This window comes from Albibacillus kandeliae (genome assembly GCF_003116585.1).
In the GTDB taxonomy this organism is placed as follows: Bacteria; Pseudomonadota; Alphaproteobacteria; order Rhodobacterales; family Rhodobacteraceae; genus Albibacillus; species Albibacillus kandeliae.
Window position 1 is genome coordinate 137,944 of the sequence record NZ_QEHM01000003.1, and the last position, 14,198, is coordinate 152,141.

Sequence of the window (14,198 nt, forward strand, 5' to 3'; positions counted from 1 at the left end):
GCGCGCCGAGAGGTTCGGGTTCGAGTATTTGAAGAGAAAAGATGAACGGAGCAGCCCATCTTTTCTCTGAAAATACTCAATGCGCGCCATGCGCCACCCGTACGACGCGGGGTTCGCTGAACTGCCTCTGGGCAAGGGGCGCCCCGATGCGTATATGCAGCGCTGACCCGAGCCAGAGAGGTGCCGCCATGTCCTTCGACCGCAAGATCAAGATCGCCCCGTCCATCCTCGCCGCCGATTTCGCCAACTTCGGCGCGGAATGCGAGGCCATCGAGGCGCAGGGCGCCGACTGGGTGCATGTCGACGTGATGGACGGGCATTTCGTGCCGAACATCACCTTCGGCCCGGCCATGTGCGCGGCGATCCGGCCGCATATCAAGGGCGTGATGGACGTCCACCTGATGATCGCGCCGGTCGATCCCTACATCGACGCCTTCGCGCAGGCGGGCGCCGACGTGATCTCCGCCCACGTCGAGGCAGGGCCGCACATCCACCGCACGCTTCAGGCGATCCGCGCGGCGGGCGCCAAGGCGGGCGTGGCGCTGAACCCGGGCACCCCGGCCTCGGCGGTCGAGCACCTGCTGGACCTGACCGACCTGATCTGCGTGATGACGGTGAACCCCGGCTTCGGCGGGCAGAAGTTCATCGACATGTCGTCCAAGATCAGGGAACTGCGGGCGATGATCGGCGATCGTCCGGTGCATATCGAGATCGATGGCGGCGTCGATCCCAAGACCGCGCCGCTGGTGGCGCAGGCCGGGGCCGATGTGCTGGTGGCCGGTTCCGCCGTGTTCAAGGGCGGATCGGTGAAGGACCCCGCGCCCTATGGCGAGAACATCCGCGCCATCCGCGCGGCGGCCGAGGGCGTCTACGCCTGAAGCCCCGCCGCGCCCGGCGGCGCGGTCAGAGCTGGTCCCTGAAGGCCTCCAGCAGGCGATGCTTGAGGATCTTCCCCGTCGGGGCGGCGGGCAGGTCCGTCGCCACGATGATCCTCGACGGGCGCTTGTAGCCCGCCAGCCGCTCGGCCGCGAAGGCGCGCAGGTCCGCGACCTCCGGCAGATCTCCGGGCGCGGCCTGGACGAAGGCCAGCACTTCCTCGTCCCCGTCGACCCGCCGCCCGATCACCGCGCATTGGATCACCTGCGGGTGGTCGTTCAGCGCAGCCTCGACTTCGGGCGGGTAGACGTTGAAACCGCCGTGGATGATCAGCTCCTTCGACCGGCCCACGATGTGCAGGCGGCCCTCGGCGTCGATCTTGCCGAGGTCACCGGTGCGCAGCCAGCCCTCGGCGTCCAGCACGGCGGCGGTCGCTTCGGGGTTGCGATAGTAGCCCTTCATGATGTTGGGGCCCCAGGCCAGCACCTCGCCGACACCGTCGCCCCCGCCCGGCACCGTCTCGTCGATGCGCAGGCCGGTGCCCGGCAGCGCCGGACCGCAGGACACGTCGGGGTCGCCCAGCGTGCTGTGGGTCAGGGTCGCGCCCGCCGTGGTCTCGGTCATGCCATAACCGTTCTGCAGTGCGACGCCGTAGAAGGCCTCTGCCCTGCGCTTCCATGCCGGGTCCAGCGGCGCGGCGCCGGAGGAGACATAGCGCAGCCGGTTCTCCGGCAGGCGGTCGTGCCCCTGCTCCTTGGCATACTGCATCAACAGCGCATGCATCTGGGGCACGCCCGAGAACAGCGTGACCCCGGAGATCAGCGCCTCGTAAAGGCGGGCGGCGGAGAAGCGCGCCTCGAAATGGATCGGGGCACCGGCCACGGTGGCGGCGGTGGTGATCGAGGTCAGGCCGAAGACATGGGTGATCGGCAGCACGCCGTAGATCAGGTCTTCGGCAACCATGTTGCGCTGTGCCGCCGAGCTCTGCCCGCCGAAGCGCAGGTTGCCGTGGGTCAGCATCACGCCCTTGGGATCGCCCGTCGTGCCTGTGGTGTAGAGCAGCACGGCCACGTCCGGCAGGTCGTCCGGGTTGCTGTCGAAGGGCGTCACCAGATGCATCTCGCCGAAGGCACCGCTGATCGGCTGGCCACCCAGACGCTCGGCATGGGTCAGGGCGTCACGCGAGGCGCCGGTGGTGAACAGGATCGCCGCGGGGCGGGCATGGGCGATGATGCGGTCGATCTCGGAGGGCGACTGCCGCGCGTTGGCGGGCGAGACGATGGCGCCCATCCGCGAGCAGGCGAAGAGCGCCGCCATGGCGGCGGCGCAGTTCTCGGAGAGCAGGAGCACCCGGTCGCCCGCGCGGACACCCGCCTCCTCCAGCCGGGCGCGCACTGCCTCGCAGGCGGCGTCGAGCGCGCTGTAGGTCCAGCGGACGCCGGTCGAGTCCGAAACCGCCGGGGCGTCGCCCCGGTCGGCGACGCGGGCGTCGAGGAAAGCGTGCCAGCGGCCCGTGTCCACCGCGCCGCTCACTTGGTGAAGTCCGGTTTCCGTTTCTCGAGGAAGGCGGCGATGCCTTCCGCCGCCTCCGCCCCGCCCTGCGCCGCGGCCATGGCGTCGCGCTCGCGGTCGAGCTGGGCGGCCTCGGTCGCCTCGTAGGCCCCGGCCACCATCTGACGGGTGACGCCGAGCGCCTCGCGCGGGCCCTTTGCCAGCGCGTCGGCCAGCGCCATCGCCTCGGCATCGGCGGTGCCTGCGGGAACCGCCGCGGTGATGGCGCCCAGGGCGGCCATCCGGGCCGCACTGACCGGGCGGGCCAGCAGGCACATTTCCATCGCCAGCGCACGCGGCAGCAGGCGCGAGAGGGCCGAGGTCAGCCCGCCATCGGGCACCAGACCCGCCTTTACGTAGGAGGCGGTGAAGTTTGCGCCCTCGTCGGCAACGATGAAGTCACAGGCCAGCGCCAGCGAGGCCCCGGCCCCGGCGGCACCGCCTTCGACGGCGGCGATCACCGGTACCTTGCAGCCCCGGATCGCGCGGATCATGTCATGCAGCATGTCGACCTTCTCGCGCCGCTCCATCTCGGGCAGGTCCCGCCGCGAGATCAGCACGTTCAGATCGCCCCCGGCGCAGAAGAAGCCGCCCTCGGCGGTGATGATCACCGCGCGGATACGGGGCTCGGCGGCCTGCGCCATCGCCGCCATGACGGTTTCGTAGAATTCCGGCGTCAGCGCGCCCCGGCGGGACGCGTTCATGTTCACCACGACAAGGCGGTCGCCCTTGTCCTCCACCCGGGCCAATGCCATGCGCCCCTCCTCCTTCAGCCTTTCTGAGGCACCGGCCGGTAGACCCCGGTGCTGGTCGCGACGAGATCGCCCTCGCCGTCGTAGAGCTCGCCCTCGATGAAGAGCGTGCGTCGGCCGCCGCCCGTCACCCGCCCGATCGCCATCACCCGGCCGGGCTTGGCCGAGGCGAGGAACTGGGTGGTGAAGGAAAGCGACATCATCTGCGGCATCGTCTCGCGGTCCATGTGGAGCGCGCCGGTGTAGCCGCAGGCACTGTCGAGCATCATCGCCTGGATCCCGCCGTGCAGGACGCCGTGGCGGTTGGAATGCTGCGGTCCCACGTCGAGGCTGAGCCGCGCCCGCCCGTCCGGCTGGCCCACGTCCGTGGTCCAGCCGATCAGGCGTTGGGCGCCGGTCTCGCCGTGGATGAGACCGGCCTCGTCGATCTCAGGCCGCGCTGAGCTCAATGAACCGCTCCAGGTGATAGTCGGTATCGCCAAAGCGGTGATCCGTCATCACGATGCGCTTGGCGATATGGGCGAGTTCATACTCCTTGGTCATGGCGATCCCGCCATGCATCTGGATCGACTCCTCGGCCACCAGCCGGCCGACGCGGCCGATCAGGTTGCGGGTCGAGGCGATCTGGCGGTCACGTTCGGCTGCGTCCACCTCGAGATGGCCCGCTGCGTTGATGACGGCGGAGGTCGCCTGTTCCATCTCGATCAGCAGGTCGGAGTAACGGTGCGCCAGCGCCTGGAAGGTACCGATGGGGCGGCCGAACTGCTTGCGGGTCGTCAGGTACTCGCGGGTCAGCTCGACGGCGGAGTGCATCGCGCCCAGCGCCTCGGCGGCCAGAGCCACGTTGGCCTTTGCGATCACGTCCATCAGCGGGGCAAAGCCCTTGCCTGCCTCACCCAGACGGGCAGAGGCCGGAACCTTGACGCCATCCAGCGTGACTTCGGCCGCGCGGCCACCGGCCAGCATCGGGTAGCCACGCATGGTCAACCCGGCCGCGTCCTTCTCGACGAGGAACAGCGAGATGCCATCCTTGTCTGCCGCCGATCCGCTCTCTCGGGCCGAGACGATCAGGTGATCTGCCGCTTCGGCATTCACCACCACGGCCTTGCGGCCGTTCAGGACGATATCGCCGCCATCGGCCTTGGCCGTGGTCTCGACACGGCTGAGGTCAAAGCGCGAGGCCGGTTCGCCATGCGCCAGCGCAAGGTGCAGACCGCCGCCGATGACCTCTTCCACCAGCGCCTTCTGGTCGTCCGAGCCGATCGCGGCCAGCAGGCCGCCGCCGAGAATGGCGGTATCCAGGAACGGTTCGACCACGCCCGCGCGGCCCAGTTCCTCGAACACGGTCGAGATGTCGAAGCCCTTGCCGCCGAAGCCGCCGTCTTCCTCGGTGAACAGCGCGCCGATCACGCCCAGCTCGGCCAGTTGGGCCCAGACCTCGGCGCTCATGCCTGCGTCGCTGTCGATGATCTTGTTGCGCGACGCGGTGTCGTACTTGTCGGACAGGTAGCGCCGCAGGGTGTCCTGCAGCATCTGCCGTTCTTCAGTCAGGTCGAAGTTCACGCCTCAGCCTCCCATCTTTACCTTGGCGATGATCCCACGCTGGATCTCGTTGGAGCCGCCGAAGATCGACAGTTTCCGGTTGTTGAAATAGGCCGCCGAAACCGGCGCCGCGTAGTCGGGCCCGATCGGGTCGTTGTCGCCTTCGACAGATTCCGACGGGAACGGCATCGCGTAGGGGCCGACCGCGCGACGGGCGAGGTCGTTCAGTTCCTGCCGGATGATGGTGCCCTTGACCTTGAGCATCGAGCTCTCGACGCCCGGCGCCTGACCGGCGGCGGCCTTGGAGATGATGCGCATGTTCGAGGTCGCCATCGCCATCAGGTCGATTTCCACCTGCGCAAGGCGCGCGGCGAAATAGGGGTTCTCGATCAGCGGCTTGCCGTTGGCGCTCTCGGCGCGGGCGATCCGCTTGACCGACTCGAGCCCCGCCTGGCTGTAACCGACGCCCGCGATGTTGGTGCGCTCGTGGGTCAGCAGGTACTTGGCATAGGTCCAGCCCTTGTTCTCCTCGCCGACGAGGTTCTCGACCGGAACCTTGACGTTGTCGAAGAACACCTCGTTCACCTCGTGCACGCCATCCAGAAGGATGATCGGACGCACTTCGATGCCGGGGGTGTTCATGTCGATCAAGAGGAACGAGATGCCTTCCTGCTGCTTGACCTCGGTATCGGTCCGCACCAGGCAGAAGATCATGTTCGCGTACTGGCCCAGCGTGGTCCAGGTCTTCTGCCCGTTGACGATATAGTGGTCGCCCTCGCGCACGGCGCGGGTTTTCAGCGAGGCGAGGTCAGACCCGGCGCCCGGCTCGGAGTAGCCCTGGCACCACCAGTCGTCGCCGTTTAGGATGCGCGGCAGGTAGTAGTCCTGCTGCTCCTTCGATCCGAACTTCTGCAGCACGGGCGCCAGCATCGACAGGCCGAACGGCACGATGCGCGGCGAACCGGCGCGAGCCGTCTCTTCCTCGAAGATATGCTTTTGCACGGCGTTCCACTCGGCGCCGCCGAATTCCTTCGGCCAGTTGGGCGCAAGCCATCCCTTCTCGTTCAGGATGGCGTGCCAGCGCTCCATGTCGTCCTTGCTCAGGTGCTTGCGCGCCTTGACCTTGGCGGACAGCTCCTTGGGCAGCTTCTCCTTCAGGAACTCCCGCACTTCCTCGCGGAAGGCGACTTCCTCGGCGGTGTAGTTCAGATCCATCAGCTCACTCCGGTAATGGTTCTCATGGCGGTGGCCCTCCTCAGCCGGCCGCCTGGTTCAGATCGTCGAAGGTCTTGCCTTCGGCCACGAGGTCTTCCAGCAGCTTCGCGGGCTGCCAGAAGAAATCATCCTCCTTGGCATAGGTCTTGATGTCTTCCAGCAGGCCCGGCAGGCCCTGCAGGTCGGCCCACTTCATCGGGCCGCCGTAGTAGCGCGGGAAGCCGTAGCCGAAGAGGAAGACCATATCGATGTCGAGCGGACGCCGCGCGATGCCCTCTTCCAGCACCTTGGCGCCCTCGTTCACCATCGCTGCCATGTAGCGGCGCACGATTTCCTCGTCCGAGAACGCGCGCGGGGTGATCCCCTTCTCGGCCCGCTCCGCCTCAATCAGTTCCATGACCTCGGGGTTCGGCACGCCGGCGCGCTTGCCGGCCTCGTAGATGTAGTAGCCCTTGCCGGTCTTCTGACCGAAGTTGCCGGCCTCGCACATCTTGTCCGGGTAGATCGAGATCCGCTCGCGCGGGTCACGGCTGCCTGCCAGCCGCTTGCGCGTGGCCCAGCCGATGTCGAGCCCGGCGAGGTCGCCCACGGCATAGGGGCCCATGGCGAAACCGAAATCGGTCAGCGCCTTGTCGATCTGATAGGGGCTCGCCCCGTCCAGCACCATGTGGTCGGCGGCGGTGCGGTAGGTCTTGAGGATGCGGTTGCCGATGAAGCCGTCGCAGACCCCGGCACGGACCGAGATCTTGCCCAGCTTCTTGCCCAGCGCAAACCCGGTCGCCACCACGTCGATGGCGGTCTTGTCGGCCACCACGACCTCGAGCAGCTTCATCACATGCGCGGGCGAGAAGAAGTGCAGCCCGATCACGTCCTCGGGGCGCGAGGTGGATGCAGCGATCTCGTCCACGTCCAGGTAGGAGGTGTTCGACGCCAGGATCGCGCCCTTCTTGCAGACCTCATCCAGCTTGCCGAAGACGGTCTTCTTGACGCCCATCTCCTCGAAAACAGCCTCGACCACGAGGTCGACGTCCGACAGCGCGGCATAGTCGGTCGACACCGTCAGTGCCTTCTGGGTCATGTCCTCGAACTTGGCCTGGCTGATCTTGCCCCGCTTCAGCGCACCCGAGAGGTTGCCCTCGATCCGGCCCTGCGCGGCGGCCGCGGCTTCCGGCGTCATCTCCAGCAACACCACCGGCAGACCGGCCAGCAGTGCCGAGGTCGCGATGCCCGCACCCATGGTGCCGCCCCCGATCACGCCGATGGAGTTCAGCGGACGCGGCTCGACACCCTTCAGCTCGGGCAGCTTGCTGACCTGCCGCTCGGAGAAGAAGGCATGGATCAGACCCTGGCGCTGGTCGGTGCCCATCAGTTCCATGAACAGCTCGCGCTCGTACTTCAGGCCCTCGGCAAAGGGCTTCTCGACCGAGCCCTGCACCGCGCGCACGGCGGTCGCCGGGGAGATCTGACCGCGGCCCCGCTTCAGTACGGACTCGTAGACCGCGTCGAAGTCGATCGGCGCCGGAGCCGGCAGCTCGCTGACCACGCGGCGCGGCGCGCCGCTGTCGAGCAGTTCCTGCACGTAGGCCAGACCGATCTCGCGCGGCTCGCCCTCTTCCAGCTTGTCGATGACCCCGAGGTCCAGCGCCTCCTTCGCCTTCACGTGGCGGCCGGTGGTGATGATGTCCAGCGCGGCATCCAACCCGGTCAGGCGCGGCAGACGCTGGGTGCCCCCGGCGCCGGGCAGCACGCCCAGCAGCACCTCGGGCAGGCCCACCTTGGCCGACGGCACGGCGATCCGGTAATGGGTCGACATCGCGACCTCGAGCCCGCCACCAAGCGCAGTGCCGTGGATCGACGAGACCACCAGCAGCGGAGACGACTCGATGCGATTGCAGACCTCGGTCAGGTGCGGCTGGCGCGGCGGCTTGCCGAATTCGCGGATATCCGCCCCGGCGAAGTAGGTGCTGCCGTCGCCGTAGATCAGCACGGCGCGCACGCCCTCGTCCTTCTCGGCCCGCTCGATGCCCTCGACCAGCCCGACCCGAACGTCATAGCCAAGCGCGTTCACCGGCGGGTTCTGCGCCTTGAGAACGGCGATATCGCCAACGCGTTCGTAAGAAATGGCCTCTGGCATCGGTCTCTCCTCTCCAGTCGGCGCGCGCGGGCCGACCGGCCGCAGCGACACCACATAAGCCCGTCGCGCGACGGGCGATTCCTTGTCCGGCCCCGGCGGTAACCTCCGCGACACCGGCGCGCCAGACCCTAACGCCGCGCGCCGGGTTTGCAAGAACCCAACCGCACCCTCCATTCCGACGTGCGAAACTCTATTCCACAAATCTCGGAGGGCGACAACAGGACAATCCTGCTACCTCGCGTCGCGGGCAGCCGGCGCGTTATGGAACGGGAAGGGGAAGGAGTGAGAGGTCAGCCCGGACGGCCCGGCGGCACGATCCCCGCGGCGACCCAGCCATCGAAGACCTCCAGCACCTTCTCGCTGAAGGCCGGGTCGTTGATATGCGCCGCCAGCCGGTGCAGGTCCACGTTGTCCGGGCACCCCTCCCCGATCTCGGCGCAGAAGGCCGCGAGCCCCTCGGCATCGTGCAGGTCCGCGCCCGGCCGGTCCCACTCGTTGCAGCCTCCCTCGGGCAGCACCAGCGCCGCCGGGGCGGTGGCAAGGGCCAGCTTGCCACAGATCGCGCGGGCGACCTCGCGGCGCTCTTCCGCCTCCAGCACAGCCGAGGTCAGGAGCCGGTTGTGGGCATGGGTGGGCCGCTCGGCCAGCCGCGCGGGCGCCGGTTTCCAGCCGATGAAGTCGACGAGGTCGTAACACCCCGGTGCCACGATCTGCGGGGTTCCAGAGCGGCCCGCGTTGGTCATCCGGTCCGCCCCGGCCGAGAGCCCGTCGAACAGATGGTTGGTGACCTCTTGCGGCGCGAAATCCATCACCGCGGCAAAGGCCCCCTCGGCGGCGAGCGACTCGAAGGCGCGCCCGCCCATGCCGGTGGCATGGAACACCGCGACCTCGTAACCGCGCGCCTCCAGCGCCGGTTTCAGGCTTACCATGTAGCGCAGCACGGTCTTGCCGAAGGAGGTCATGCCGATCAGCGGACGGTCGCGCTTCGGTGGCTCCACCGCCTTGGCCGCGCCCAGCACCGCGCCCGCCGCCTGGCTGAGCGAGGCCTTGCAGACCGAGTTGAGCCCGTAGAGCCCGCCGGCCCAGAGGATCATCTGGATATCCGCCGCCAGCCGTTCCGGCGGCAGCAGCGGCGAAAAGGCGACCGTCGAGACCACGTATTTCGGCACCCCCACCGGCAGCGCCGCGCAGAGGTCGAGCGCCAGGTCGGTGCCCATGGTGCCGCCCAGCACGATGACGCCGTCGATCCGCCCCGCGCGGTAAAGCTCCAGCGCCTTGGCCGCCGCCCCCGCCGCCATGATCTGCATGGCGTGATTCTCGTCGCCCGAGTCGATGGCCGCCCGGATCGAGCTGCCCCCGGCTTCGGCCACCTCGTGCTTGCTCACGTCGGTCGGCTGCGAAGGGTCGCCCAGCACGCTCACGTCCATCGACAGCACGCCGCCGCCCTGCGCCCGGATCACCCCGGCGAGATAGCCCAGTTCGTCGTCCTTGGTGTCATAGGTTCCGGCAACCAGGATCGTCTTCATGCATCACTCCCCGTGGCGGCGCGCCGCCCTGCATCTTTTCTTCTCAAATACTCCCGCCGGAGGCGGCCCGACCTCAAAGCTGGATCCACGCCGTCTTGAGGTCGACGTATTTCTCCAGCGCGTGCAGCGACTTGTCATGCCCGTTGCCGGACTGCCCGACACCGCCCAGCGGCACGGTGTTGTCGGCCCCGCCGTAGGTGTTCACGTGCACCAATCCGGCCCGGATGCCCGCCACCATGCGGTGCGCACGCGAGAGGTTGGAGGTCCAGACCGCCGAGGCGAGACCGAAGTCGGTGGCATTGGCCAGCGCCAGCGCCTCGGCCTCGGTGTCGAAGGGGGTCACCGCCAGCACCGGGCCGAAGACTTCCTCGCGGAACAGCGCCGCCTCGGGGCGGACACCGGTGACAAGGGTCGGCGCCATGTAGGTGCCGCCGGTGTGTTCGAGGATGCGCCCGCCGCCGGTGACGATCTCGCCGCCCTCCGCCTCGGCGCCTGCCATGAAGGAGAGGTTACGCGCCATCTGCGCCTCGGAGTTCACCGCCCCGATCTGGGTGCCGGCAGCGAGCGGATCGCCGACCCGCAGCGCCTCGGCCTCGCGCTGCAGCAGCGCGACGAATTCGTCGTGGATCGACCTCTCGACCAGCAGGCGCGAACCCGCGACGCAGACCTGACCGGAGTTGCGGAAGATGCCCATGGCCGAGACCTTGGCCGCATGGGCGAGGTCTGGCGCGTCGGCGAAGACGATGTTGGGCGATTTGCCCCCGAGTTCGAGATAGACCCGCTTGAGATTCGACCGCGCCGAGGCCTCCAGCAGGCGCCGCCCCGTCGGCCCCGAGCCGGTGAAGGCCAGCACGTCCACGTCCATCGAATGCGCCAGCGCGTTGCCGGTCTCGGCGCCCGAGCCGGTGACCACGTTCAGCACCCCGTCGGGCAAACCGCATTCGGCGCAGATCTGGGCGAGCCGCAGCAGCGACAGCGAGGCGGTCTCGGCGGGCTTAAGCACCACGGAATTGCCCATCGCCAGCGCGGGCGCCAGCTTCCACGCACCGATCATCAGCGGGAAGTTCCACGGCACGATGGCCCCGACTACGCCCACCGGCATCCGGTGAACGAGGCCCAGCACATCGGGCGCGGTCGGCGCGATCTCTCCCGCCACCTTGTCGAGCGCTTCGGCGTAGTAGCGGAAGGTGCCCGCCGCCGAACCCGGCTCGGCCTTCAGCGCCATGGCGAGTTCGGTGCCGTTGTCGCGCACGCCGAGCACCGCCAGTTCCAGCGCCTCGGCCTCGATCCGGTCGGCGATGGCGTGCAGCACCTTCTTACGCTGCGCCGGGGCAGCCCGCGACCAGCGCCCGTCGTCGAAGGCCCGCCGCGCCGCCGCGACCGCGCGGGCGACGTCCGCTTCGGACGCGCCCTGCAGTGTTGTCAGTTCTGATCCGTCGATTGGCGATGTGACAGCGAGTGGCGTCCCCGAACCGTCTTGCCACGCGCCTTCAACAAAGAGTTTTTGCGGCGGGACAGCAATCCGCCGAAGCGTGTCGATCTGGTCTTGGTCTGCCATTCGGCCTCCTTCAGCTCGCGCCGGTCCAGCCAGATACGGCGGACGTGGCTCACGAGCACGATGATGATGACGATGAAAAGGATGAAGGCGATGGGCCGGTCGATGAAATCCCACGGCGTCTTGACCCGAGCCATGCCCGCGCGCAGCTTCACCTCCATGATGTTGCCCAGCACCATGCCAAGGATGATCGGCACCACCGGCGCGTCCAGCCGTTTGAGGATGTAACCCAGCACCCCGAACCCGGCCGCGATCATGCAGTCCGATGCCGAGTTGCGCAGCGAGTAGACGCCCACGAAGCTGAGCGTGAGGACGCAGACGCCCAGGAACCGGTTGGGGATCTTCACCACCTGGATCAGCGGGCGCGTGGCGAACAGCAGGAAGACGAGCACCAGCACGTTCAGCACCAGCAGCGCGATGTAGAGCGCGACGACGAAGTCCATCTGGTTCTGGAACAGCCCCGGCCCCGGCACCACGTTGTGCACGTAGAAGACCGACAGCATCATCGCGGTCAGCGCCTCGCCCGGAATCCCGAGGGCGAGCAGCGGCACCATGGCGGCAGCAGGCACGGCGTTATTCGAGGTTTCCGCCGCGATCAGCCCCTCGGAGGAGCCGTGGCCGAAATCCTCGGGCCGTTTCGAGGTGCGCTGCGCATAGGTGTAGGACATGAACTGCGCGGTGAACTCGCCGACCCCGGGGATCATCCCCATCAGCACGCCGAAGCTGGCCGAGACCGTGGCGACGCGCGGATGGCGCCCCAGTTCGCGCAGGCCCTGGAACAACCCGCCGCGCAGCTTGGTTGTGCGGATCTTCTCGTCCTCGCTGGTCAGCAGGACAAAGGCCTGCGACAGCGCGAAGAGCCCGAGGACCACCACGATCAGGTTCACCCCGCTCTGCAGGAACGGCTGGTCGTAGGTGTAGCGCTGGGTGTACTTCACCGGTTCCATGCCGATGGTCTGGATGAAGATGCCCAGCGCGGCGAGCGCCCCGGCGATCAGGCTCTGCCCCTTGTGCGCGACGATCACGAGGATGATGCCGAGGAGCGCGGCGAGAAAGATCTCGCGGCTGCCGAACATCGGCGCGACCTTGGCCAGCACCGGGGCAAAGAGGATCAGGCAGAGCACCGAGAAGATGCCGCCGAAGAAGCTCGACGAATAGGCGAGGCTCAGCGCGCGCCTCGGCTCGCCCCGCGCAGTCATGGGATAGCCGTCGTAGGTCGTCAGCGCGTTGACCGCGGTGCCCGGGGTGTTGATCAGGATGGCGGGGATCGCGCCGCCGTACATCGAACTGCCATAGATCCCGAGCAGGACGGTGAGGCCGACGATGGGGTCCATCGAGAAGGTGGCGGGCAGCAGGATGGCGATGGCCACCGCCGGGCCGACCCCGGGGATCGCGCCGATCAGGACGCCGCCGACCGAGCCGGCGAGAAGCGCAAAGACCACGTCCCAGCGCATGAGGATGTGGAGGGAGGAGAGAAGGAGATCCATCAGAGATACAGGATGAAGAAGCCGCGCAGACCGCCGGGCAGGTATTCATAGATCATGCCGCCGGGGATCTTGACCGAGAGGAAGGTCTTGAAGACCACGACGACGACGAGGGCAAAGGCGATGCTGAGCCAGAACATGCGGGGGCCGCGATAGCCCATGCGGCGGGTCAGCAGGGGCACGAAGATCAGCGTGGCCGGCAGGTAGCCCAGCACGGGGACAAGCAGCACGTAGGCCATGAACCAGCCCGCGAACTCGATCACGCGGGCCCATTTCATCAGTTCGTCGCGGTCCTGCGCGGTGAACCGGCGCCAGGGCATCTTTCGCAGGTGAAGCGCCCCCAGCAGCACCATGCCGCCCAGCCCGATGGCCGGCCAGAACCGGGGCTGCGCGAAGAAGGCGGTCTTGTCGACCCAGGTCGTCTGGCCGGTGATCTGCGACAGCAGCAGCGCCGAGACGGCGAGGAAGCCGAGCGCAAAGATCAGCTGTCCCCGTCGGGGGCCGACGAACCGGCGTTCTCGTTCAGTTGTCATGATGAGAGGATCCGCTGGATGCGAAACGGGCCGCCCGGCAGGGCGGCCCGCGATCTGATCATTTCAGCAATTCGCCGATGCGCGCGACGGTCTCGATATCGGTCTCGATCCGCTTGGCGCTCTCGTCCGCGTCCTGCCAGTAGACCAGCGCGCCGGTTTCGGCGGCAACCTTCTGGGCCCGCTCGCCCAGCGCGGTTTCCTTGGCGACGGCGATGATCTTGTCGCGCACGTCCTGCGGGGTGTCCTTGGTCACGAAGAGCCCGTTCCACAGCGCAATGTTCAGCGAGGGGTCCAGTTCGCCGATGGTCGGCGTGTCGGGGATGATCGGGATCCGCTGGTCGGTGATCGAGACCAGAACCTTCACGTCGTTCAGGCAGGGCAGGATCAGTTGCAGCGTGGTGTTGATCACGTCGGCATCGCCCGAGGCGAGCGTGTTGCAATCCAGCGCGTCGAAGGCCGCGTCGGAGGCATAGGAGAACCCGGCGTTCACGGCGAAGGCCTTGGTCACCTGTGTCGGCGTCAGGACGTCGCCGAAGTGGCCCAGCGCCACGTCGTGCTCCTTGGCGTAGGCGGCCAGTTCCTCCATCGAGGAATAGGGCGCGTCCTTGCTGGTCGCGATCACAAAGGGATAGGTCAGGAAGATGCCCAGCGGGTCGAACTTGGCAGGCGTCAGCGGCGCGATGTCGATCTGGTGCCCGATCACCGGAACGCCGATCACGAAGGAGCCGATGGTGTATCCGTCGGCCGGGGCATTCGCCACCTCGATGGCCCCCGGGAAGGGACCGCCACCGCCGCCCGGCTTGTTCACAACTGCCGCCGCGATCCCGTACTTCTCCTGAAAGTCCTCGGCGATCATCCGGGTCAGCACGTCCTCGAGATCACCCGGCGGCCAGGGCACGATGAAGTTCACGGGCTTTTCCGGGTACTCGGCCAGGGCCGCCCCCGCGCTTGCGGCGATCATGGCCGAGGCCAGAACACCCTTGAGGATTGTCGATTTGGTCATGGTGGCTCCCCTGTTGAAGGCAGTTGT

At 67.8% G+C, this 14,198-nt stretch carries 12 protein-coding genes; 1 reads left to right on the plus strand and 11 read right to left on the minus strand.

Annotation, left to right across the window (positions count from 1 at the left end; translation table 11 throughout):
- Positions 1-188 precede the first annotated feature (188 nt).
- A complete protein-coding gene (gene rpe / locus DDT93_RS06620) occupies positions 189-878 on the plus strand; it encodes a ribulose-phosphate 3-epimerase (protein WP_109465029.1) in 690 nt (229 codons plus the stop codon).
- A gap of 25 nt (positions 879-903) precedes the next feature.
- On the opposite strand, the gene DDT93_RS06625 is transcribed toward rpe, so the two are convergent.
- The 11 genes from DDT93_RS06625 to DDT93_RS06675 form a co-directional block, all read right to left on the minus strand.
- Positions 904-2,409 carry a class I adenylate-forming enzyme family protein gene (locus DDT93_RS06625; protein WP_232825389.1) on the minus strand — a complete coding sequence of 502 codons (1,506 nt, stop codon included), beginning with the start codon at positions 2,407-2,409 and terminating at the stop codon, positions 904-906.
- Entirely contained in the window at positions 2,406-3,182 is a 777-nt protein-coding gene (locus DDT93_RS06630; RefSeq protein WP_109465030.1) for an oxepin-CoA hydrolase, alternative type, read from the minus strand. Before DDT93_RS06630 ends, DDT93_RS06625 begins: the two co-directional genes overlap by 4 nt.
- 14 nt (positions 3,183-3,196) lie before the next feature.
- Entirely contained in the window at positions 3,197-3,628 is a 432-nt protein-coding gene (locus DDT93_RS06635; RefSeq protein WP_232825390.1) for a PaaI family thioesterase, read from the minus strand.
- The gene (locus tag DDT93_RS06640) at positions 3,609-4,742 is read right to left on the minus strand and encodes an acyl-CoA dehydrogenase family protein (protein WP_109465031.1); all 1,134 of its coding nucleotides are present in this window, start codon (positions 4,740-4,742) and stop codon (positions 3,609-3,611) included. Before DDT93_RS06640 ends, DDT93_RS06635 begins: the two co-directional genes overlap by 20 nt.
- Before the next feature lie 3 nt (positions 4,743-4,745).
- Positions 4,746-5,936 (minus strand): acyl-CoA dehydrogenase family protein, encoded by a 1,191-nt coding sequence (locus DDT93_RS06645; RefSeq protein ID WP_109465032.1) that lies wholly within the window; start codon positions 5,934-5,936, stop codon positions 4,746-4,748.
- Positions 5,937-5,976: 40 nt separating this feature from the next.
- Positions 5,977-8,070 carry a 3-hydroxyacyl-CoA dehydrogenase NAD-binding domain-containing protein gene (locus DDT93_RS06650; protein ID WP_109465033.1) on the minus strand — a complete coding sequence of 698 codons (2,094 nt, stop codon included), beginning with the start codon at positions 8,068-8,070 and terminating at the stop codon, positions 5,977-5,979.
- 290 nt (positions 8,071-8,360) lie between these two features.
- Entirely contained in the window at positions 8,361-9,596 is a 1,236-nt protein-coding gene (locus tag DDT93_RS06655; RefSeq protein ID WP_109465034.1) for a Tm-1-like ATP-binding domain-containing protein, read from the minus strand.
- A 73-nt stretch (positions 9,597-9,669) separates the two neighbouring features.
- Positions 9,670-11,136: an aldehyde dehydrogenase family protein gene (locus tag DDT93_RS06660; RefSeq protein WP_232825420.1), complete on the minus strand. Its 1,467-nt coding sequence runs from the start codon at positions 11,134-11,136 to the stop codon at positions 9,670-9,672.
- Positions 11,019-12,638 (minus strand): tripartite tricarboxylate transporter permease, encoded by a 1,620-nt coding sequence (locus DDT93_RS06665; protein ID WP_109465035.1) that lies wholly within the window; start codon positions 12,636-12,638, stop codon positions 11,019-11,021. The genes DDT93_RS06660 and DDT93_RS06665 overlap by 118 nt, the downstream gene beginning before the upstream one ends.
- Positions 12,638-13,168: a tripartite tricarboxylate transporter TctB family protein gene (locus tag DDT93_RS06670; protein ID WP_109465036.1), complete on the minus strand. Its 531-nt coding sequence runs from the start codon at positions 13,166-13,168 to the stop codon at positions 12,638-12,640. Before DDT93_RS06670 ends, DDT93_RS06665 begins: the two co-directional genes overlap by 1 nt.
- Before the next feature lie 58 nt (positions 13,169-13,226).
- The gene (locus tag DDT93_RS06675) at positions 13,227-14,171 is read right to left on the minus strand and encodes a tripartite tricarboxylate transporter substrate binding protein (RefSeq protein ID WP_109465037.1); all 945 of its coding nucleotides are present in this window, start codon (positions 14,169-14,171) and stop codon (positions 13,227-13,229) included.
- Positions 14,172-14,198 lie beyond the last annotated feature (27 nt).

Bases quoted from the DNA above. Each gene is read 5' to 3' on its own strand.
- rpe (WP_109465029.1), top strand. From the start codon at position 189: ATGTCCTTCGACCGCAAGATCAAGATCGCCCCGTCCATCCTCGCCGCC.
- DDT93_RS06630 (WP_109465030.1), bottom strand. From the start codon at position 3,182: ATGGCATTGGCCCGGGTGGAGGACAAGGGCGACCGCCTTGTCGTGGTG.
- DDT93_RS06645 (WP_109465032.1), bottom strand. From the start codon at position 5,936: ATGGATCTGAACTACACCGCCGAGGAAGTCGCCTTCCGCGAGGAAGTG.
- DDT93_RS06650 (WP_109465033.1), bottom strand. From the start codon at position 8,070: ATGCCAGAGGCCATTTCTTACGAACGCGTTGGCGATATCGCCGTTCTC.
- DDT93_RS06655 (WP_109465034.1), bottom strand. From the start codon at position 9,596: ATGAAGACGATCCTGGTTGCCGGAACCTATGACACCAAGGACGACGAA.
- DDT93_RS06665 (WP_109465035.1), bottom strand. From the start codon at position 12,638: ATGGATCTCCTTCTCTCCTCCCTCCACATCCTCATGCGCTGGGACGTG.
- DDT93_RS06670 (WP_109465036.1), bottom strand. From the start codon at position 13,168: ATGACAACTGAACGAGAACGCCGGTTCGTCGGCCCCCGACGGGGACAG.
- DDT93_RS06675 (WP_109465037.1), bottom strand. From the start codon at position 14,171: ATGACCAAATCGACAATCCTCAAGGGTGTTCTGGCCTCGGCCATGATC.